This window comes from Paracoccus suum, assembly GCF_003324675.1.
Lineage (GTDB): Bacteria > Pseudomonadota > Alphaproteobacteria > Rhodobacterales > Rhodobacteraceae > Paracoccus > Paracoccus suum.
Window position 1 is genome coordinate 1,187,435 of sequence record NZ_CP030918.1, and the last position, 19,084, is coordinate 1,206,518.

At 68.4% G+C, this 19,084-nt stretch carries 17 protein-coding genes, 1 pseudogene and 1 riboswitch; of the genes and pseudogenes, 16 read left to right on the plus strand and 2 right to left on the minus strand.

The window, feature by feature from the left end:
- The first annotated feature begins 2 nt into the window (after positions 1-2).
- The 5 genes from DRW48_RS05735 to gltB are packed head-to-tail and all read left to right on the plus strand — an operon-like array spanning position 3 to position 6,862.
- Positions 3-740 (plus strand): hypothetical protein, encoded by a 738-nt coding sequence (locus tag DRW48_RS05735; protein WP_162784685.1) that lies wholly within the window; start codon positions 3-5, stop codon positions 738-740.
- A complete protein-coding gene (locus DRW48_RS05740; protein ID WP_114075569.1) occupies positions 737-1,099 on the plus strand; it encodes a GFA family protein in 363 nt (120 codons plus the stop codon). The genes DRW48_RS05735 and DRW48_RS05740 overlap by 4 nt, the downstream gene beginning before the upstream one ends.
- Positions 1,096-1,962 carry a GFA family protein gene (locus DRW48_RS05745; RefSeq protein WP_114075570.1) on the plus strand — a complete coding sequence of 289 codons (867 nt, stop codon included), beginning with the start codon at positions 1,096-1,098 and terminating at the stop codon, positions 1,960-1,962. Before DRW48_RS05740 ends, DRW48_RS05745 begins: the two co-directional genes overlap by 4 nt.
- The gene (locus DRW48_RS05750) at positions 1,959-2,333 is read left to right on the plus strand and encodes a GFA family protein (protein WP_114075571.1); all 375 of its coding nucleotides are present in this window, start codon (positions 1,959-1,961) and stop codon (positions 2,331-2,333) included. Before DRW48_RS05745 ends, DRW48_RS05750 begins: the two co-directional genes overlap by 4 nt.
- Positions 2,330-6,862 (plus strand): glutamate synthase large subunit, encoded by a 4,533-nt coding sequence (gltB, locus tag DRW48_RS05755; protein WP_114075572.1) that lies wholly within the window; start codon positions 2,330-2,332, stop codon positions 6,860-6,862. Before DRW48_RS05750 ends, gltB begins: the two co-directional genes overlap by 4 nt.
- 55 nt (positions 6,863-6,917) lie before the next feature.
- Here the strand turns inward: gltB and DRW48_RS05760 are convergent, their stop codons facing one another.
- Entirely contained in the window at positions 6,918-7,694 is a 777-nt protein-coding gene (locus DRW48_RS05760) for a hypothetical protein (RefSeq protein WP_114075573.1), read from the minus strand.
- Between the two features lie 172 nt (positions 7,695-7,866).
- Between DRW48_RS05760 and DRW48_RS05765 the strand changes: the two genes are divergently transcribed.
- From DRW48_RS05765 to DRW48_RS05790, 6 genes are all read left to right on the plus strand, one after another.
- Entirely contained in the window at positions 7,867-8,781 is a 915-nt protein-coding gene (locus DRW48_RS05765) for a histone deacetylase family protein (RefSeq protein WP_114075574.1), read from the plus strand.
- Positions 8,778-9,029: an exodeoxyribonuclease VII small subunit gene (locus tag DRW48_RS05770; RefSeq protein WP_114075575.1), complete on the plus strand. Its 252-nt coding sequence runs from the start codon at positions 8,778-8,780 to the stop codon at positions 9,027-9,029. The genes DRW48_RS05765 and DRW48_RS05770 overlap by 4 nt, the downstream gene beginning before the upstream one ends.
- Entirely contained in the window at positions 9,029-9,892 is an 864-nt protein-coding gene (locus tag DRW48_RS05775; RefSeq protein WP_114075576.1) for a polyprenyl synthetase family protein, read from the plus strand. The genes DRW48_RS05770 and DRW48_RS05775 overlap by 1 nt, the downstream gene beginning before the upstream one ends.
- Positions 9,893-9,937: 45 nt before the next feature.
- Positions 9,938-11,857: a 1-deoxy-D-xylulose-5-phosphate synthase gene (gene dxs, locus DRW48_RS05780; protein WP_114075577.1), complete on the plus strand. Its 1,920-nt coding sequence runs from the start codon at positions 9,938-9,940 to the stop codon at positions 11,855-11,857.
- A 125-nt stretch (positions 11,858-11,982) separates the two neighbouring features.
- Positions 11,983-12,696 carry a VIT1/CCC1 transporter family protein gene (locus DRW48_RS05785; RefSeq protein ID WP_114075578.1) on the plus strand — a complete coding sequence of 238 codons (714 nt, stop codon included), beginning with the start codon at positions 11,983-11,985 and terminating at the stop codon, positions 12,694-12,696.
- A gap of 56 nt (positions 12,697-12,752) precedes the next feature.
- Positions 12,753-13,355 (plus strand): COG3650 family protein, encoded by a 603-nt coding sequence (locus DRW48_RS05790; protein WP_114075579.1) that lies wholly within the window; start codon positions 12,753-12,755, stop codon positions 13,353-13,355.
- Here DRW48_RS05790 and DRW48_RS05795 read toward each other — a convergent pair.
- Entirely contained in the window at positions 13,352-14,227 is an 876-nt protein-coding gene (locus tag DRW48_RS05795; RefSeq protein WP_114075580.1) for an SDR family oxidoreductase, read from the minus strand. The two genes, DRW48_RS05790 and DRW48_RS05795, sit on opposite strands and share 4 nt — an antisense overlap.
- 130 nt (positions 14,228-14,357) lie before the next feature.
- A riboswitch (TPP riboswitch) is annotated at positions 14,358-14,460 on the plus strand.
- Between the two features lie 33 nt (positions 14,461-14,493).
- Between DRW48_RS05795 and DRW48_RS05800 the strand changes: the two genes are divergently transcribed.
- The 5 genes and pseudogenes from DRW48_RS05800 (at position 14,494) to DRW48_RS05820 (ending at position 19,042) form a co-directional block, all read left to right on the plus strand.
- Positions 14,494-15,489 carry a thiamine ABC transporter substrate-binding protein gene (locus DRW48_RS05800; protein ID WP_114077394.1) on the plus strand — a complete coding sequence of 332 codons (996 nt, stop codon included), beginning with the start codon at positions 14,494-14,496 and terminating at the stop codon, positions 15,487-15,489.
- Between the two features lie 125 nt (positions 15,490-15,614).
- Entirely contained in the window at positions 15,615-17,174 is a 1,560-nt protein-coding gene (locus tag DRW48_RS05805; protein WP_114075581.1) for an ABC transporter permease family protein, read from the plus strand.
- A pseudogene (locus DRW48_RS05810) lies at positions 17,171-17,863 on the plus strand (thiamine ABC transporter ATP-binding protein); the annotation flags it as partial. The gene DRW48_RS05805 and the pseudogene DRW48_RS05810, both read left to right, overlap by 4 nt.
- Before the next feature lie 104 nt (positions 17,864-17,967).
- A complete protein-coding gene (locus DRW48_RS05815) occupies positions 17,968-18,699 on the plus strand; it encodes a DUF421 domain-containing protein (RefSeq protein WP_114075583.1) in 732 nt (243 codons plus the stop codon).
- Positions 18,700-18,703: 4 nt separating this feature from the next.
- Entirely contained in the window at positions 18,704-19,042 is a 339-nt protein-coding gene (locus DRW48_RS05820) for a hypothetical protein (protein WP_199286165.1), read from the plus strand.
- Positions 19,043-19,084 lie beyond the last annotated feature (42 nt).

Sequence of the window (19,084 nt, forward strand, 5' to 3'; positions counted from 1 at the left end):
GCATGGCACCCGGACAAGGCCTGGCAGCGCTGATTGTGCGCCCCGCCGCCATGGCGGTCGCAGCCGCCTGCCTCGGCGGTCCTGCGGCAGCGGCGGGCCTCTTCGTCCCGCCGGCCGGGTGCGAATTGCAACTGACGGTGCAGGAACGTGGCTGCTCGGTCGCCCAGCATTACCAATGCAGCGCCGATCCGGCGGGCGAGCAGCACACCACCTATTTCGGCAAGGGCGGCGTCTCGACCTTCATGTCGCATATCGACGCCGAGACCCGCTGGCTCGATTCCGAGGACCCGGAGACGGGGGTGTCCGACCGGCTGGAACCCGGGGCTGCGGATGACGCCTCGCTCAGCGCGCTGCTGGCCAGCGGCAAGGACAGCTTCGACTTCTGGACGGCCGGCAGCGACGGGCAGCGCCTGCACCATGTCGGCGCGGATCGCCTCACCGGCGAGACCGTCACCATCGACGGCGAGCCGCTGGCCCGCACGTCCTTTCACCTGACCACCAGCGACGAGGCCGGCCGCGTCCTTATCTCGCGCGAGGGTCACCAGCATGTCAGCGCCAGCCTGCGCCTGTTCTTCGGCGGGCAGGAGCGGCAGAAGGACAGCACCGGCGCGCTGCAGAACCTCGACCACAGCCCGGTCAGGTTCATCCGCTCCGGCCAACCCGGCTTTGCCAGTACAGAGCCGATGTATGACTGCGAAATCCTGACGGCCACCCTGATTCCACTGGAGATCGCGAGATGAGCCATCTGGTCCAGGGCGGGTGCCTCTGCGGCGCGGTGCGTTTTTCGGGGCGCCTGCCCACGCGGGATCTGGCGGTCTGCTGGTGCAGCCAGTGCATGCGTCAGAACAGCGGACCGCTGATCTCGACCAACCAGGCGCAGGACGTGACCATGACGGGTGATGTCGCGACGTACCGCGCCAGCGACCATGCGAGTCGTGGCTTCTGCGCGGCCTGCGGCAGCACGCTCTTCTGGCAGGAGGATGGCGAGGCGCCCTCCTTCGCTCATGGCGCGCTGGACGACCGCAGCGGCTTTCGCATCGTCCGTTTCCTGCATGTCGATGGTCGCCCGGACGCCTATGACATCGAGGCGAATCCATGACCGAGGGGCGCTGCGCCTGTGGCGCCGTCACTGTGCGCGCAACCGGCATCTCGCGACAGATGTCGGCCTGCTGGTGCCAGCCCTGCCGCCGATTCCAAGGGCTGGTGGGCATGGGCCTCGACACGCCGGCGGATCAATGCACGATCACCGGCCCGGTCCGGGTTTGGCGCTCGTCCGACTTTGCCGAACGCGGCTTTTGCGGCACCTGTGGCTCCAGCATCTGGTTCCGTGACATCGCCGGGGACATCATCGAACTCTGCCCGGGCCTCTTTCACAACGCCGCTGGCGCCACTCTGCACCATGAGAATTTTGTCGAGCGTCGCCCCGATGCAATCCGCTTTGACCCCCAGCCGCAGCAGATCAGCGGCGCGGCCTACGCCGCCGGGGCGTTGGTGATCGAGGGCAGCGCGCCTCCGCGCGACCGCATGGCTGGCGGCTGCGCGTGCGGGGCGGTCCGCTTTCGCCTTGTCGGTGCGCCCGGCGCTTGCGGTATGTGCCATTGCGACACCTGCCGTCGCTGGACCGGCGGCGTGAATTGCTACACCGGCGCCCGGCTTGAGGACCTGACCATTGAGGGCGAGCCGGAATTGATCCGCTGGGCATCCTCGCCCGGGGCGCGGCGCGTCAGCTGTGCGAACTGCGGCGGCAAGCTGTGGTACGAGGTCGTGACCGGCGACGAGACCGGCGGCACGGCCGGCGACGTGGAAATCGCACTCGGCACGCTGGACGACATGGGGGGCCGGCCGCTGCTGTCGGAAAGCTATGTCGACCAGCGGCCCGCGGGATATGCCTTTGCCGGCGATCATCGCCGCCGCACCCGGGCCGAGGTGCTGGCCGAAAGCGCCACCGGGGGCCAGCCATGAGCATCGAGGTTAACGGCGGTTGCCTCTGTGGCGGGGTGCGCTTTACTGCGCGGCTCTCCGCGCGGACCCTTCGGGTCTGTGCCTGCACCCAATGCCTGCGCCAGAACAGCGGGCCGTGGTTCGACCTGCCCGATGTGCAGTCCGTGACCTTTGATGGACCAGTCGCGATCTATGTCAGCTCGCCCGGCCATCGGCGCGGCTTTTGCGCCACCTGTGGCAGCACCCTTTACTGGCAGCGGGGCGAGCAGCTGCCGGCTCTCAGCCACGGCGCGCTGGACGACAAGTCCGGCTTTGCGCTGACCGATTTCGAATTTCAGGACACACGCCCCGACGCCTATCGCGTGGTGGCGACGACGGAGGAACCGCAATGAGCGATTGGGAAGCCCGCGAGGCCGCGCGTCGCACGCATATCGCCGCCACAGGCATGTATCGCACCGAGGACGAGCATTCCTCTTGCGGGGTCGGGCTGGTGGTCAGCATCAACGGCAAACCCTCGCGCCGCGTCGTTGCCAGCGGGATCGAGGCGCTAAAGGCGGTCTGGCACCGCGGCGCGGTCGATGCCGACGGCAAGACCGGCGACGGCGCCGGCCTCCACGTCCAGATCCCCGTGCCATTCTTTTACGACCAGGTGCGCCGCACGGGGCACGAGCCCGACCACGGCAAGCTGATCGCTGTCGGCCAGGTATTCCTGCCGCGGACCGATTTCGGCGCGCAGGAACGCTGCCGCACGATCGTCGAGACCGAAGTGCTCCGCATGGGCCATTACATCTACGGCTGGCGCCACGTCCCGGTGAATACGGCCGTACTCGGCGAAAAGGCCAATGCCACCCGGCCGGAAATCGAGCAAATCCTGATCCGCTGCGAAAAGGACCTTGACCGTGAGGCGTTCGAGCGCGAGCTCTACGTCATCCGCCGCCGGATAGAGCGCGCGGCGATCGCCGCCCAGATCGCCGGCCTCTACCTCTGTTCGCTGTCCTGCCGCTCGATCATCTACAAGGGCATGATGCTGGCCGAGCAGGTGGCCGAATTCTATCCCGACCTGAAAGACGAGCGGTTCGAGAGCGCCTTTGCGATTTATCACCAACGCTATTCGACCAATACCTTCCCCCAGTGGTGGCTGGCGCAACCCTTCCGCATGCTCGCCCATAACGGCGAGATCAACACGCTGAAGGGAAACCTCAACTGGCTGAAAAGCCATGAGATTCGCATGGCGTCGAACGCCTTTGGCGACATGGCCGAGGATATCAAGCCGATCGTGCCGGCCGGCTCGTCCGACAGTGCGGCGCTGGATTCGGTGTTCGAGGTAATGGTCCGCTCGGGGCGCAGCGCGCCGATGGTCAAGACCATCATGGTCCCCGAGGCATGGTCCAAGGCGACCACGGACATGCCTCGCGCCTGGGCAGACATGTATGCCTATTGCAACGCCGTGATGGAGCCGTGGGACGGCCCCGCCGCACTCGCCATGACGGACGGGCGCTGGGTCTGCGGCGGCCTCGACCGAAACGGATTACGGCCGATGCGCTATTCCGTGACCGGCGACGGGCTGCTGATCGCAGGCTCGGAATGTGGCATGTGCCCGGTGGACGAAAGCACCGTGGTCGAAAAAGGCGCGCTCGGGCCCGGGCAGATGATCGCCGTGAACATGGAGGAGGGGCGCCTTTACCGCGACCGCGAGCTGAAGGACCTGCTGTCTGCCAGCCAGCCCTTCGGCGACTGGATCGAGAAGGTCGTGCCCCTTAGCGACATGATGCGCGATCTGCCTGAGGCGACAGGCTTTCGCGGCCAGGACCTGCGCCGCCGCCAGATGGCCGCCGGTTATACCGTCGAGGAACTGGAAACCGTCCTTGCGCCGATGGCCGAGGACGGCAAGGAAGCGCTCGCCAGCATGGGCGATGACACGCCGCAGGCGGTGCTGTCCGCCGGCTATCGCCCGCTGTCGCATTTCTTTCGCCAGAACTTTTCGCAGGTCACCAACCCGCCCATCGACAGCCTGCGCGAAAGCCGGGTGATGAGCCTCAAGACCCGGTTCGGCAACCTCAAGAACGTGCTGGACGAGAGCAGCGCCCAGACGGAAATCCTGCTGCTGGACTCGCCCTTCCTCGCCAGCAACGAATTCACAGAGATGTGCCGCATCTTCGGCGACGCGGTGACCCGGATCGACTGCACCTTCCCCGATGGCGCGGGTGTCGAGGCGTTGACCGACGGTCTTGCCCGCATCCGGGCCGAGGCCGAGGACGCGGTCCGCAGTGGGGCGGGACATATCGTGCTGACGGACGAGGCGCTGGGCCCCGACCGGATCGGCATGCCGATGATCCTCGCAACGAGTGCGGTACACAGCTGGCTGACGCGCAAGGGGCTGCGGACTTTCTGCTCGATCAACGTGCGCGCCGCGGAATGCATCGACCCGCACTATTTCGCCGTGCTGATCGGCAGCGGGGCGACGACGGTGAACCCCTATCTGGCGCAGGACAGCATCGCCGACCGCATAGATCGCGGGCTGCTGGAGGGTAGTCTGATCGACAACATGCGCCGCTATCGCGATGCGATGGACGCGGGCCTTTTGAAGATCATGTCCAAGATGGGCATCGCGGTGGTCTCGTCCTATCGCGGCGGCCTGAACTTCGAGGCGGTCGGCCTTAGCCGCGCCATCGTAGCCGAATATTTCCCCGGCATGCAGTCGCGCATCAGTGGCATCGGCCTGATCGGCATCCAGCGCAAGCTGGAGGAAATCCACGAGGCCGCCTTCAGCGCCCCGGTCGACCTGCTGCCGGTCGGGGGGTTCTACAAGCTGCGCCGCTCGGGCGAAAAGCATGCCTGGGAAGCCAATGTCATGCGGCTGCTGCAACTGGCCTGCGAAAAGGCCAGCTTTGACATCTGGAAGCAGTATTCGGCCCAGATGCGGGCCAACCCGCCGATCCACATCCGCGATCTGCTGGACATCAAGCCCCTGGGCAAGCCGGTGCCGATGGAGGAGGTGGAAAGCATCACCTCGATTCGCAAGCGCTTCGTGACGCCCGGCATGTCCCTGGGCGCGCTGAGCCCCGAGGCCCATATGACGCTGAACATCGCCATGAACCGCATCGGGGCGAAGTCCGACAGCGGCGAGGGTGGCGAGGATCCGGCCCATCACAAGGCGCTGCCGAACGGCGACAACCCTTCGGCCAAGATCAAGCAGGTCGCCTCGGGCCGCTTCGGCGTGACGGCAGAGTACCTAAACGCCTGCGAGGAGTTGGAGATCAAGGTTGCGCAGGGCGCCAAGCCCGGCGAGGGCGGACAACTGCCTGGTATGAAGGTGACCAAGCTTATCGCCCGGCTGCGGCACTCGACGCCCGGCGTGACGCTGATCAGCCCGCCGCCGCACCACGATATCTACTCGATCGAGGACCTGGCGCAGTTGATCTATGACCTCAAACAGATCAACCCGCGCGCCAAGATCACGGTCAAGCTGGTCGCCGGCGGCGGCGTCGGCACCATCGCGGCGGGGGTGGCCAAGGCCAAGGCCGATGTCATCCTGATCAGCGGCCATAACGGCGGCACGGGCGCCTCGCCCGCGACCTCGATCAAGTTCGCCGGCCTGCCGTGGGAAATGGGGCTGACCGAGGCGCATCAGGTCCTTGCCATGAACAAGCTGCGCGACCGGGTGACGCTCCGCACCGATGGCGGTCTGCGCACCGGCCGCGACGTTGTCATGGCGGCAATGATGGGGGCCGAGGAATACGGCATCGGTACCGCTGCCCTGATCGCCATGGGCTGCATCATGGTCCGTCAGTGCCAGTCGAACACCTGCCCGGTTGGTGTCTGCACCCAAGACGAACGGCTGCGCGCCATGTTCAACGGCAGCGCCGACAAGGTGGTGAACCTGATCACCTTCTACGCCCAGGAGGTACGCGAGATCCTAGCCGCCATCGGCGCGCGCTCGCTCGACGAGGTCATCGGCCGGGCGGACCTGCTGACACAGGTCAGCCGCGGATCGGCGCATCTGGACGACCTGGACCTGAACCCGCTGCTGATCACCGTCGATGGCAGCGACAAGATCGTCTATGACCGCAGCAAGCCGCGCAACGCGGTCATGGACACGCTGGATGCCGAGATCATCCGCGACGGCGCCCGCTTCTTCGAGGACGGCGAAAAGATGCAGCTGTCCTATGCCGTGCGCAACACGCTGCGCACCATCGGCACGCGCACCTCGTCGCTGATCGTGCAGAAGTTCGGGATGAAGAACAGCCTGCAGCCCGATCACCTGACGCTGCGCCTGACCGGCAGCGCCGGACAGTCGCTGGGTGCCTTCGCCGCCCCGGGACTGAAGATCGAGGTCTCGGGCGATGCCAACGACTATGTCGGAAAGGGCCTGTCGGGGGGCGTCATCGTCGTCAAGCCGGCGATGAACAGCCCGCTGGAGGCGGCGGAAAACACCATCATCGGCAACACCGTACTTTATGGCGCGACCGCCGGCTGGCTGTTCGCCGCCGGCCGTGCGGGCGAGCGCTTCGCCGTGCGCAACAGCGGCGCGCGCGTGGTGATCGAGGGCTGCGGCAGCAACGGCTGCGAATACATGACCGGCGGCGTCGCCGTCATCCTTGGGCGCATCGGCGCCAACTTCGGCGCCGGCATGACCGGCGGTATGGCCTATGTCTGGGACCCGGTGGGCCTCGCGCCCCTCTATATCAACAGCGAGACGCTAGTGGTCTGCCCGGTGACTCAGCCGCATTGGGAGGCCGAGTTGCGGGAAATGGTAGAGCGTCACGCGGCCGAAACCGGATCGAAGCGGGCGCAAGCGCTGCTGGCGGATTGGGAGGTCGCGCGCGGCCAGTTCCTGCAGGTTGTCCCGCGCGAGATGCTGGCCCTGCTGCCACATCCGATCACCGACATGGCCGAGGACGCCGCGATCCCCGCCGAGTGAGGCGCCGACCGCTTGAAATGCAGCGGCCCAGCGGAATGGTGGGCCGCTGTCTTCGCTACAGGATCGCGTCCATCAGCCTGACGAGGGACAGGATCTCGTGCGAGCGCTGGTCGACGCGGACGATGGCATTGTCGACCACGTAATAGCCCCAGTTGTCGCGGGGCGGGGCCAGTCCGTAGCGGGCGTAGTCGGTGATCGGCAGGAACCGGTCGCGGTCCCATTGGGTGCGCATGATCTTGTCGACCTGCCCGGGCGGGATGCAGGCCGGCTCTTTCTTCGCGAGGCCCGGCGGGCAGAATCGCTGGCTATCGGGACGATCGATGAACTCGCGCACGCGGTAGTCGCGGGGATCGGCAAGGACGATGCGATCGCCGACCCGGTAATAGGCCAGACCGTCCGAGCGCGCCGGAAGGTCGAACAGCCGCGGATCGGCGATCCGGCGATAGCGTGAGATGCCAAGGCTGTCGCCGACCACAATGCGGCCGTCGTCGGTCAGGCGGTCAACTACCACCGGACCCTTGCCAGCCGCGGCCGCCGCGGCAGCCGCAGAACCGGCGGCAACCACCGGCACCGCCGCGCGATGGGGTCGGACCGCAGCCCGCTGCACCTGCGTGGGCTTGCCGTGTTCTTTGGCGCTGCTCTTGTTCGCCTTGTGTTTGCCATTGTCCTTATGACCGGCGCCCTTGCCCGGCCCTTGCTTGTGGCTCTGCTCGACAGAGCAATTGCCTTTCTTGGCCTGGCCCGGCGGGCATTTCGCCGCGGCCGGGGCGGCGATGCCCAGGGCAATCACGGCGGCGATGGCACCGGCGAGGCGGTGGCTGGCAGTCATCATGGCTGAGGCCTCCCGAGGGGAAATGGAATGACATTGAACGCCGGATCAGGTGGTTAGGTCGCGTGACGATTGCGTGAGGGTGCCGTCAGCGGCCCAAGGCCGCCGTATCTCGCCCGCGCCTCCCCGCGGCGCGCCCTTGCCCCGGCCAGCGGGCAGGCCTAGCTTCCGCGCCATGAAAACGCTGCTCTACACCCACCCTTCGGCCGATGGCCATGTGACGCCCCCCGGCCATCCCGAACAGGTTGCGCGATTGACCTCGGTCCTGGCCGCGCTGGAGGGGTTGCCACTGGACCGGCGCAGCGCGCCCGTGGCGGAGGACGCGGACCTGCTGCGCTGTCACCCACAAAGCTATCTCGATCTGGTTGCAGCGACGGTCCCGGCCGAGGGTTTCGCCGATCTCGACCCCGAAACCTCGGTCGCACCGGGCAGCCTGGTGGCCGCTCGGCATGCCGCGGGCGGCGCCTGCGCGGCCGTAGATGCCGTGCTGGCGGGCGAGGGGACGCGCGCCTTTGTCGCCATGCGCCCCCCCGGCCATCACGCCGAGGCCGCGCTGCCGATGGGTTTTTGCATCTTTGGCAATGTCGCTATCGCCGCCAAGCGGGCGCTGGACTATCACGGCCTTGAACGCGTCGCGGTGCTGGATTTTGACGTCCATCATGGCAACGGCACCCAAGCCCTGCTGTGGGACGAGCCGCGCGTGCGGTTCGTCAGCAGCCAGCAGATGCCGCTCTGGCCGGGAACGGGCGCGCCGTCGGAACAGGGCGCGCACGGCCAGATCGTGAACCTGCCGCTGCGCCCCGGCTCGGACGGGACCGCGGCGCGGGCCGCGTGGGCCAGCCCGTTGCAGCGCATGGCGGATTGGCGGCCGCAACTGGTGCTGATTTCGGCCGGGTTCGACGCCCATGCGGATGACCCGCTGGCGGCGCTGGAATGGTCGGACGACGACTTTGCCGCGCTGACGCGCGCCATTTGTGCCGCCGCCGGGAAAGCGCCGATGGTGTCCTGCCTCGAGGGCGGCTATGACCTCGCCGCGCTGGGCCGCAGCGCCCGCGCCCATGTCGAGGCGCTGCAGGAGGAAACCGTATGACCGATGCCGCCGACGCCTCAGCCATTGCCGCGATGTCCTTCGAGGACGCGATGAAAGAGCTTGAGAGCGTGGTGAACCGCCTCGAGCATGGCGATGCGACCCTCGAAGACAGCATCGCCCTCTATGAACGGGGCGCAAAGCTGCGCGAGCATTGCGAATCGCGATTGAAAGCCGCCGAGGAGCGGGTCGAGCGCATCACACTCGCCAGCGGCAAGCCCACCGGCACGACCCCGGTCGAAGGGCTATGATGGAAGCCCGATTCGAGGCGGTACGCGCCGCAGTCGGCGCGGCGCTGGACGGCTCGCTCGCCGCGCTGCCGGATGGCGATCTGACCGACGCGATGCGCTATGCCACGCTGGGCGGCAAGCGCGTGCGGGCCTTTCTGGTGATGGAGGGGGCGCGCCTTAACGGCGTTCCCGATCACGCGGCGCTGCCGGTCGCCGCAGCCGTCGAGGCGCTGCACGCCTACAGCCTCGTGCATGACGATCTGCCATCGATGGACGACGACGACCTGCGTCGCGGCATGCCGACCTGCCACGTCCAGTGGTCAGAGGCGACCGCGATCCTTGCCGGCGACGCGCTGCAGGCGCTGGCCTTTGGCCTGCTGGCCGATCCCGCCATCGGCCCGCCCGAGGCCCGTATCCGCCTGCTGGCCGCCTTTGCCGACGCCGTGGGCGCCCAAGGCATGGTCTGGGGTCAGGCGCTGGACATCGCCGCCGAAACCGCGGTCGAGGTGCCTGACCTCGCCGCCGTCAAGCGCATGCAGCAAGCCAAGACCGGCGCGCTGATCGGCTTTGCCGCGACAGCCGGCCCGATGATCGCCGGCGCCGATACCGCGCCGCTGGCTGAATACGCCCGCAACCTCGGCCTCGCCTTCCAGATCGCTGATGACCTGCTCGACGCCACCGGCGACGAGGAAACCACTGGCAAGCGCACGCGCAAGGACGAGGCCGCGGGCAAGGCGACATTCGTCTCGCTCCTCGGGGTGGACGGCGCGCGCGCCAAGGCCCATCTGCTGATTGACCGGGCCATCGCCGCGCTGGCCCCCTATGGCAGCGAGGCGGATGATCTGATCGCGCTCGCCCGCTTTGTCATCGAGCGTGACGCCTGACGCGCGCCCCTAGCAGCAAAGGGGGTCACCCATGACCCGCCAGCCATGACCGAGAGCATCACCCCCCCTGCGACGCCGGTTCTGGATCGCGTCACCCTGCCGTCCGACCTCAAGTCGCTCTCCGACCGCGAGTTGCACCAACTCGCCGCCGAATTGCGGGCCGAGACGATCAGCGCGGTCAGCGTGACCGGCGGCCATCTGGGCGCGGGCCTCGGCGTGGTCGAGTTGACGGTGGCCCTGCATGCGGTGTTCGACGCGCCGCGCGACAAGATCATCTGGGACGTGGGCCATCAGGCCTATCCGCACAAGATACTGACCGGCCGGCGCGACCGCATCCGCACCCTGCGCGCGGGCGGCGGCCTCAGCGGTTTCACCAAGCGCAGCGAGTCGCCCTATGACGCCTTTGGCGCGGGCCATTCCAGCACCTCGATCAGCGCCGCCTTGGGTTTTGCCATGGCGCGCGAGCTTGGCGGCGATCCCGGGGATGCCGTCGCGGTGATCGGCGATGGCGCCATGTCGGCCGGTATGGCCTTCGAGGCGCTGAACCACGCCGGCGATCTGGGCAAGCGCCTGATCGTGATCCTGAACGACAACGAGATGTCGATCGCGCCGCCTGTGGGCGCTCTGTCGCGCTATCTGACCCGCCTTTATGCCGGCGGCCCGTTCCAGGAGTTGAAGGGGCTTGCCAAGGGCGCCGTCGGCCTGCTGCCCGAGCCGCTGCAGGAGGGCGCGCGGCGGGCCAAGGATATGCTGAAGGGCATGACTGTCGGTGGCACGCTGTTCGAGGAGTTGGGCTTTTCCTACATCGGCCCGGTCGACGGCCACGACCTGGACCAGCTCCTGCCGCTGCTGCGCACGGTCAAGGCGCGCGCCACGGGCCCGGTGCTGATCCATGTCGTCACCCGCAAGGGCAAGGGCTATGCCCCGGCCGAGACCGCGGCCGACCGCGGCCATGCCACCGGCAAGTTCGACGTGCTGACCGGCGCCCAGGCCAAGGGCAAGTCGAATGCCCCCAGCTATACCTCGGTTTTTGCCAAGACCCTGATCGCCGAGGCCGAGCGCGACGACAAGATCGTCGCCGTCACCGCCGCGATGCCGGACGGGACGGGCCTCAAGGCTTTTGCGGATCGCTTTCCCAAGCGTTGCTTTGATGTCGGCATCGCCGAGCAGCATGCGGTGACCTTTTGTGCGGGCCTCGCCGCGGGCGGCATGCGGCCGTTCTGCACCATCTATTCGACCTTCCTGCAGCGCGGTTACGACCAGATCGTGCATGATGTGGCGATCCAGCACCTGCCGGTGCGGTTTGCCATCGATCGCGCCGGGCTGGTGGGCGCTGACGGGGCGACCCATGCCGGCTCTTTCGACATCGGCTTTCTTGCCAGCCTGCCCGGTTTCGTGGTCATGGCCGCCGCCGACGAGGCGGAGCTGGCGCGCATGGTGGTCACCGCCGCACGCCACGATTCCGGCCCCATCGCCTTTCGCTTTCCGCGGGGCGAGGGAACCGGGGTCGAGATCCCGGCCGATCCACAGCCGCTTGAAATCGGTCGCGGCCGGATCGTCGCCGAGGGCAGCGGCGTTGCCATTCTCAGCTTCGGCACGCGCCTTTCGGAAGTCATGGCCGCGCGCGAGGCGCTGGTCGCGCGCGGTATCACCCCGACCGTTGCCGACGCCCGCTTTGCCAAGCCCCTCGACCGCGACCTGATCCTCGACCTGGTGGGCCGGCATGACGCTCTGCTGACCATCGAGGAAGGCGCAGTCGGCGGCTTCGGCAGCCACGTCGCCCAACTGCTGGCCGATGCCGGCGTGTTTGACCGGGGCTATCGCTATCGATCTATGGTCTTGCCCGATGATTTCATCGAGCATGGCGATCCGGCGGCAATGTATGCCAGCGCCGCCATGAACGCCCCGCAGATCGAGGCGCGGGTGCTGGACCTGCTGGGCATCGCCGTCGCCCGACGCGCCTGACGCCTCCTGCGCGCATTCGGCGCGGGGCCGCGGCGTCGGTTTGACCGGGCAGCGGTGGCGCATTTGCCGCGGCGGTGCTAAGCGCGCCCGCGAACGCTGCAAGGCGAGGCCCGAAAGGGAAATCCATGTCGATCCATACCCATCCCCACGCGCATCCCCACGATCCGCATTACATCACTCGCACCGGCTGGCTGCGCGCCGCGGTGCTGGGCGCCAATGACGGCATTGTCTCGATCTCGGCCATGCTGGTTGGCGTCGCGTCGGCCGGCGCGGACACCCCGCATGTGCTGCTGGCGGGGATCGCCGGCCTGACCGCCGGGGCACTTTCGATGGCCTCGGGCGAATATGTCTCGGTCTCGAGCCAGGCGGATATCGAGCGCGCCGACATGAAGCGCGAGCGCCGCGCCCTGCGCCAGAACCCGCAGGTCGAGGAGGAGGAACTGCAGCGGATCTACGTCACCCGCGGCCTTCACCCCGACACTGCGGCCCAGGTCGCGCGCGAGTTGCATGACCATGACGCCCTGGCTGCCCATATGCGCGACGAGTTGGGGCTGAGCGACGTTCACGCGGCCAATCCCCTGCAGGCCGCGCTCGCTTCGGGCGCGACCTTTACCGTCGCGGGCGCGGTGCCGCTGCTGGCGGCGGTGTTGGCCCCTGCGGGGGCGCAGACGCCGGTCGTGCTGGTCGTCACGCTGCTGGCGCTGGCGGTGCTGGGCGCCATCGGCGCACGGGCCGGCGGCGCGCCGATCTGGCCGGGTATTGCCCGGGTGACGGTCTGGGGCGCGGTGGCGATGGGGGTCACGGCGATGATCGGCCGGCTGGTCGGCATCTCTGCCTGACCCACGACGCGCCGCGGCGGGTTGCGCCGGGCGGTCCAAGGCGGCAGGTTGCCGTCATGCGTTTCCTCATCCCCCTTCTCGCGGCTGTCGTGCCGACATTTGCAACCGCCGCGCCGGCAGCCTTTCCGGTTCTGGCCCGTGTCAGCGGGGTCGCCTCCGGCGACGTGTTGAACATTCGCGCCTTTCCCAAGGCCGATGCCTCGATCCTGGGCGAGCTTGCACCCGATGCCACAGGCGTCGAGCTGATGGCCGAGCGGGACGGCTGGTATCTGGTCAACACCGGCGAGCGGTCGGGATGGGCCAGCGGCCGCTATCTGACCCCGGGGCCGAACCCGTTTGCGAACGGCGCCGTCCCGGCAACCCTGCGCTGCCTCGGGACCGAGCCGTTCTGGTCGCTGACACGCGATGACAAGGCGCTGGTCCTGAGCACGCCCGAGGATCAGGCCGGCGCGCGCTTCGCGCTGCGCCAGACCCTCGTTCCGCGCGGCGATGCGCCGGACCGGACTTTCCTGGCCGAGGGTCTGACCGCGATCATCACCCCCGCGCAGTGCAGCGACGGGATGAGCGATCGTGTCTATAGCCTCAGCGCAACGCTGATCCTGGGCGTGGCGCCGGATGCGGCGCAGCAATCTGGCTGCTGCACCATCGCCCCGCTCTAGCCGCCGTTTCGCTTTTCGGCCGCGAGGATCGCGCGCAGGCCGCTCTGGTGATCGGGATAACGCGGTGCCCAGCCCAGGTCTGCCTTGATGCGCGCGTTCGAGACGCGCTTGCTCTCGCCGTAAAAGCTGCGGGCCATGGGCGACATCTCGGCCGTCTCGAAATCCTCGGCCGGGGGCAGCGGCAGGCCGGTCAGGGCCGCGGCATCTGCGATGATGTCCTGCGGCGGGGCGGGGGTGTCGTCGCACAGGTTCCAGATCGCTCCCGGATGCGGCCGGTCCAGCGATGCGAGGATCGCGCCGGCGATATCATCTGCATGGATGCGGGAAAAAACCTGGCCTGGCTTGATGATCCGCCGGGCGGTGCCGTCGCGGAGCTTGTCGATGGGGCCGCGCCCGGGGCCGTAGATCCCGGCGAGGCGAAAGATCATCAGCGGCAGCTGCGCAGCGGCGGCGAGCGCCTGCCAGCCACGCTCGGCCGCCAGCCGCTCGGCCCCGCGACGGCTGGCCGGGGCAGGGGGCGTCGCCTCGTCCACCCAGGCGCCGCCGCTGTCGCCATAGACCGAGGTCGCCGACAGATAGCCTAGCCATGCGGGCCGCGCGGCGGCGATCTCTGGTCCCCAGGCATTCAGCACGGGATCGCCGTCCCCCGTCGGGCCGACGGCGATCAGGATCCCGTCTGCCGCCTTGATTGCGCAGGCGAGCGCCTCCTCCTCCGCCCCACTCCCCGGCCACAGGATCGGCCGGGCGCCGGCTGCGGCCACTGCGCCGGGCGCGTGGCGGGTGGTGCCGGTGACCTGCCAGCCCCGCCCGGTCAGTGCCGGTGTGATAAAACCGGCGCTGTAGCCGTGCCCTAAGATCAGGAAACTGGACATGCCCCGGACATGCGGCACCGCGGCCTTCCTGCGCAAGGGCCCGCACAGCGGTTGCAGCCCGTTGAGCCAGCGATATTTGCCCGCGAGGCGCGGCCGCGCCCTTGCCAATACCGGCCGAGACCCTATCTTCGCGACCACCTCGGGGTGCTCACGCGAGCTGAGATGCGCATCTGCGCGAACCCGTCGAACCTGAACCGGCTCGCACCGGCGGAGGGAAGGTCGCGCTGTCCTTTTCCCCCGAAACCGAACCTGGAGGAAAGATGGACATGCGATCCCTGACACTCACCCTGACCGCCTCGCTGCTCTCGGCCGCCGCCCCGGCCCTGGCGGCGGACAAGCCGCAACTGACGGTCTATGCGCCCGACTATTTCGCCAGCGAATGGGGCCCCGGTCCCAAGATCGAGGCCGGCTTCGAGGCGCAGTGCGCCTGCGATCTGGTGTTCGTCACCGGCGACGTATTGCCCCGCATCCTGCTGGAGGGGGCCTCGACCAAGGCCGATGCAGTGATCGGGTTGAATACCGACCAGACCGCCCGCGCGCGCGCGACGGGGCTGTTTGCGCCGCACAATCAGGACGTCGCCAGCCTGACCACGCCGGTCACGTGGACCGATCCGACCTTCCTGCCCTTCAACTGGAGCGAGGTCGCCTTTGTCTATGACGACACGCGGCTGAAGAACCCGCCGAAAAGCTTTCAGGAGCTGCTTGACGCGCCGGCGAATGCCTACAAGATCGTCATGCAGGACCCGCGCAGCAGCGCCTCGGGCCTCGCGACGCTGCTGTGGGTCAAGCATATCTACGGCGACAAGGCGTCCGAGGCCTGGGCGAAGCTGGCGCCCCAGGTGCTGACCGTGACCAAGGACTGGTCGGAAAGCTACGGCATGTTCACCGATGGCGAGGCCGACATGGTGCTGAGCTATACGACCTCGCCGGCCTACCACATCGTCGAGGAAAAGGACCTCCACAAGCACGCCCTGATGTTCCCCGAGGGCAACTATTTCATGGTCGAACTGGCCGCCCAGTTGAAGGACACCGATCAGCCGGAACTGGCGCAGAAGTTCATGGACTACATCCTGTCGCCCGAATTCCAGACGATGATCCCCGAAGCGAACTGGTCTTATCCGGCCAAGCTGCCGAACGACCAGTTGCCGCAGGCGTTCCGCGACCTGCCGCGGCCGGAAAAGACCCTTTTCTACAGCGAGGCCGAGGCCGAGGCGATCCGCAAGCCGGCGCTGGAGGAATGGCTGCGCGCCTTTGCCCGTTGAGAGCTAGGGACGCACTCTGCGCGGCGCGCTTTGGCTCGCTGAGGGCCGAGCGCGCTTTCGCGCTAGTGACTGCGCGCCCTTGCCGGATGTGCGGTAGGGGCGTCTCACAATGAGCGCGGCGCGCCATGACGCCTGACCTGCGGGCCGGCTGGCGTGGCCCATCCCTTGGTGTGCTGGTTGCAGCGGGGCTGGCGCTGGTGGTCCTCGGCACGATCGGAGTGGTCGCCTGGACCGCGCGCGGGCTGTCGGGCCTGTCTTCCTGGGACCTTCGTGCCGTCTGGTTCACGCTCTGGCAGGCGGCCCTGTCCGCGACGCTGTCGGTGGGCCTTGCCGTCCCGGTTGCCCGGGCGCTCGCGCGGCGCCGTTTTGCCGGCCGGCGGCTGCTGGTCCTGCTGCTGGGCGCGCCGTTCCTGCTGCCCTCGATCGTCGCGATCCTCGGACTGGTCGCGGTGTTTGGCCGGCGCGGCTGGGTCAATGCTGCACTGGCCGCGTTAGGGCTGCCCGAAGTCACCATCTATGGCTGGCAGGGCGTGATCCTCGCGCATGTTTTCTTCAACCTGCCGCTGGCGACCCGGCTGCTGGTCCACGGCTGGGCTGCGATCCCTACCGAACGGCTGCGCCTTGCCGCCAGCCTCGGCTTTGCTCCGCGCGACATCGGTCGCCATCTGGAGCGGCCCATGCTGCGCGAGATCGCGCCCGGCGCGTGGCTGGCGGTATTCCTAGTCTGTCTGACCTCGTTCACCGTCGCACTCGCCCTCGGCGGGGGGCCCCGTGCCACGACGGTCGAGTTGGCGATCTATCAGGCCTTTCGCTTTGACGCCGATCTGGGCCGCGCCGCGAGCCTCGGGCTGGTGCAGGTGATCATCAGCCTGGCGGCGCTCGCCATTGCCGGGCGCGTTGCCGCGCCTGCCGGTTTCGGCGCGGGTCTGGACCGGCCGGCCGAGCTGGACGGTCCGCGTGGCTGGCGTGTTCCGGCCGATGCGGCGGTGATCGGATTGGCGGCGGGGTTTTTGCTGACGCCGCTCGCCTCGGTCATGATCGCCGGGGTGCCGCGCCTGCCGGCGCTGCCGCAATCCGTATGGCTGGCGGCGGGGCGCAGCGTGGCGATGGCGCTGACCTCCGCCGCCCTGACGGTGCTGCTGGCATTGCCACTAGCGCTGGCACTGTCGCAAGGGCCGGCCCGTGGCGCGCGGCGCTGGATCGAGGCAGCGGGCATGCTGCCACTGATTGCCTCGCCGTTGGTGCTGGGGACGGGCCTGTTCCTCGTTCTGCGCCACTGGGCGGCGACCGAGGATCTGGCGATCCCGGTCACAATCGGGGTTAATGCCATCATGGCGCTGCCCTTTGCCCTGCGCGCGCTGATCCCTGCCGCGCGCACCATGCAGGCAGACTACGGCCGCCTTGCCGCCTCGCTGGGGCTGCGCGGCGCGGCGCGGCTGCGCTATCTGGTGCTGCCGCGCCTGCGCGCGCCGCTGGGCTTTGGCGCCGGCCTTGCCGCGGCGCTGGCGATGGGCGATCTGGGGGTGATCGCGCTCTTCGGCGATGCCCGCAACGCCACCCTGCCGCTGCTCCTTTACCAGTTGATGGGCCGCTACCGGATGGCGGATGCCGCCGGCGCAGCCGTGTTGCTGATGGGCCTCAGCTTTGCGCTGTTCTGGCTGTTCGACCGGGGAGGGCGCAGATGAGCCTTGCACTGAGAGGCATCGAGGCGCGCCTCGGCGATTTCGTGCTGCGCGCCGACCTGCAGGTGCCGCCCGGGGCGCGGGTCGCGGTCATGGGGCCATCCGGTTCGGGCAAGACGACGCTGCTGTCCCTGGTCGCGGGTTTTGTAAAGCCGGTGCGCGGGCAGGTGCTTTGGGACGGGCGCGACCTGGGGCCGTTGCCGCCGGGGGCGCGGCCGGTGTCGATCCTGTTTCAGGACCAGAACCTCTTTCCGCACCTCAGCGCCGCCCAGAACGTGGGACTGGGTCTGCGTCCCGACCTGCGTCTGAGCCGCGCGGATGCCGCGGCGGTCGAGGCGGCACTGGAATCCGTCGGTCTCGGCGGCATGGGCGGGCGCAAGCCGGCGGCCCTGTCGGGTGGCCAGCAGGGCCGGGTGGCACTGGCCCGCGTGTTGCTGCGCCAGCGGCCGATCCTGCTGCTGGACGAGGCGTTCGCTGCACTCGGCCCGGCGCTGAAGGATCAGATGTTGGGCCTGCTGCGCCAGATCGCGGCCGACAGCGGTGCGACCGTGCTGATGGTTACCCACGATCCCGAAGACGCACGCCGCTTTGCGGATTTGGGCATCGTGGTCGCTGGTGGTGTCGCGTCGCACCCCGCGCCGATCGCCGATCTGTTCGCCAATCCGCCGCCGGCGCTGGCCGATTGGCTGGGCGAGGGGCCAGGTGGTGCACCACAAGGGCGGCCCGCGGCCGCATCACCGCTTTCGGGGCGACCCGAGCACGGCTAACTTGCGGCGAAATCCCGCGAAAGGCCGCCATGGACAGCCCCGTCACCCCCTTTGATCTGCAACGCATGTTCCTTGGGGATTACCCGCCCCTCTACTACGCCGAGGTCGCGTTCCGGGTGGTGGTCATCTACGGCTACACGCTTGCCCTGATCCGATGGGTCGGCGGCCGCGGTATTGCGCAACTCTCGATGGTCGAGTTGCTGCTGGTCATCGCCCTTGGCTCGGCCGTGGGCGATGCGATGTTCTACGACGATGTGCCGCTGCTGGTGGCAATGTGGGTCATCACGCTGGTGGTGCTCGTCAACAAGGCCCTCGACAAGCTGATCGTCCAATCGCGCCGGGCCGAGGCGATCATCGACGGTCACCCGCTGGCGCTCGTCCGCGACGGTGCCTTGGTGAACGAGGGGCTGGCGGCGCGCGATCTGGGCACGAACGAGGTCAAGGCGATGCTTCGCTGCGCCGGAATCGCCAACCTGGGCCAGGTCGAGCATGCGTATCTTGAGACCCACGGCAGCATTTCCGTGTTCCGTCCCGCCAAGGCGCGGCCCGGCCTCGCCATCGTGCCTCCGCCCGACGTGACCCCGCACGAGCCGCTGACCGATGCCGGCGTCGCGCCTGATGGCATGGCCTGCTGCTGTGATTGCGGCGCTGTGGTGCGCGCGGCCGACGTCATCCCCGGCGGGGCCTGTTCCAACTGCGGCCATGATTGCTGGACCGCGCCGGTCATGCCGCCCTCCCTCGATAACCTGCCCGAAAGCTGAGCCCATGACCAAACCCGTCTACACCCTGCTGGTCGAGGTCGGTCGCAAAGCCGGCGACGGCCTGCCCGACGGCAGCACCGGCGCGGGCCTGCTGTGCTACACCTCTGGCAAGGACGAGGCCGAGGCCGTGCGCGAGACGGTCGCGATCCTCAAGGATGCCGGCCTCGCGCCCCTGGACGTCACCGGCTACGGCACGCTGGAGGAACGTCTGGCCGAGGGCCAGGACATCCCCGAGGAGGAGCGCGCCCTGATGGCCCGCGCCGAGGCCGAGGACTCGGTCATCGTCGCGCAGATGGAGCCGCTGTTCAAAGGCGCGTCCTGCGCGGATGACGGCGACGACTGAAGCCTGCTCATCGCTGCTCACGGCGCTACACAGCCGGTAAAC

Bases quoted from the DNA above. Each gene is read 5' to 3' on its own strand.
- DRW48_RS05775 (WP_114075576.1), top strand. From the start codon at position 9,029: ATGGAAGCCCGATTCGAGGCGGTACGCGCCGCAGTCGGCGCGGCGCTG.
- gltB (WP_114075572.1), top strand. From the start codon at position 2,330: ATGAGCGATTGGGAAGCCCGCGAGGCCGCGCGTCGCACGCATATCGCC.
- DRW48_RS05740 (WP_114075569.1), top strand. From the start codon at position 737: ATGAGCCATCTGGTCCAGGGCGGGTGCCTCTGCGGCGCGGTGCGTTTT.
- DRW48_RS05805 (WP_114075581.1), top strand. From the start codon at position 15,615: ATGACGCCTGACCTGCGGGCCGGCTGGCGTGGCCCATCCCTTGGTGTG.
- DRW48_RS05785 (WP_114075578.1), top strand. From the start codon at position 11,983: ATGTCGATCCATACCCATCCCCACGCGCATCCCCACGATCCGCATTAC.
- dxs (WP_114075577.1), top strand. From the start codon at position 9,938: ATGACCGAGAGCATCACCCCCCCTGCGACGCCGGTTCTGGATCGCGTC.
- DRW48_RS05760 (WP_114075573.1), bottom strand. From the start codon at position 7,694: ATGATGACTGCCAGCCACCGCCTCGCCGGTGCCATCGCCGCCGTGATT.
- DRW48_RS05770 (WP_114075575.1), top strand. From the start codon at position 8,778: ATGACCGATGCCGCCGACGCCTCAGCCATTGCCGCGATGTCCTTCGAG.
- DRW48_RS05800 (WP_114077394.1), top strand. From the start codon at position 14,494: ATGCGATCCCTGACACTCACCCTGACCGCCTCGCTGCTCTCGGCCGCC.
- DRW48_RS05750 (WP_114075571.1), top strand. From the start codon at position 1,959: ATGAGCATCGAGGTTAACGGCGGTTGCCTCTGTGGCGGGGTGCGCTTT.
- DRW48_RS05795 (WP_114075580.1), bottom strand. From the start codon at position 14,227: ATGTCCAGTTTCCTGATCTTAGGGCACGGCTACAGCGCCGGTTTTATC.
- DRW48_RS05815 (WP_114075583.1), top strand. From the start codon at position 17,968: ATGGACAGCCCCGTCACCCCCTTTGATCTGCAACGCATGTTCCTTGGG.
- DRW48_RS05790 (WP_114075579.1), top strand. From the start codon at position 12,753: ATGCGTTTCCTCATCCCCCTTCTCGCGGCTGTCGTGCCGACATTTGCA.
- DRW48_RS05745 (WP_114075570.1), top strand. From the start codon at position 1,096: ATGACCGAGGGGCGCTGCGCCTGTGGCGCCGTCACTGTGCGCGCAACC.
- DRW48_RS05735 (WP_162784685.1), top strand. From the start codon at position 3: ATGGCACCCGGACAAGGCCTGGCAGCGCTGATTGTGCGCCCCGCCGCC.
- DRW48_RS05765 (WP_114075574.1), top strand. From the start codon at position 7,867: ATGAAAACGCTGCTCTACACCCACCCTTCGGCCGATGGCCATGTGACG.
- DRW48_RS05820 (WP_199286165.1), top strand. From the start codon at position 18,704: ATGACCAAACCCGTCTACACCCTGCTGGTCGAGGTCGGTCGCAAAGCC.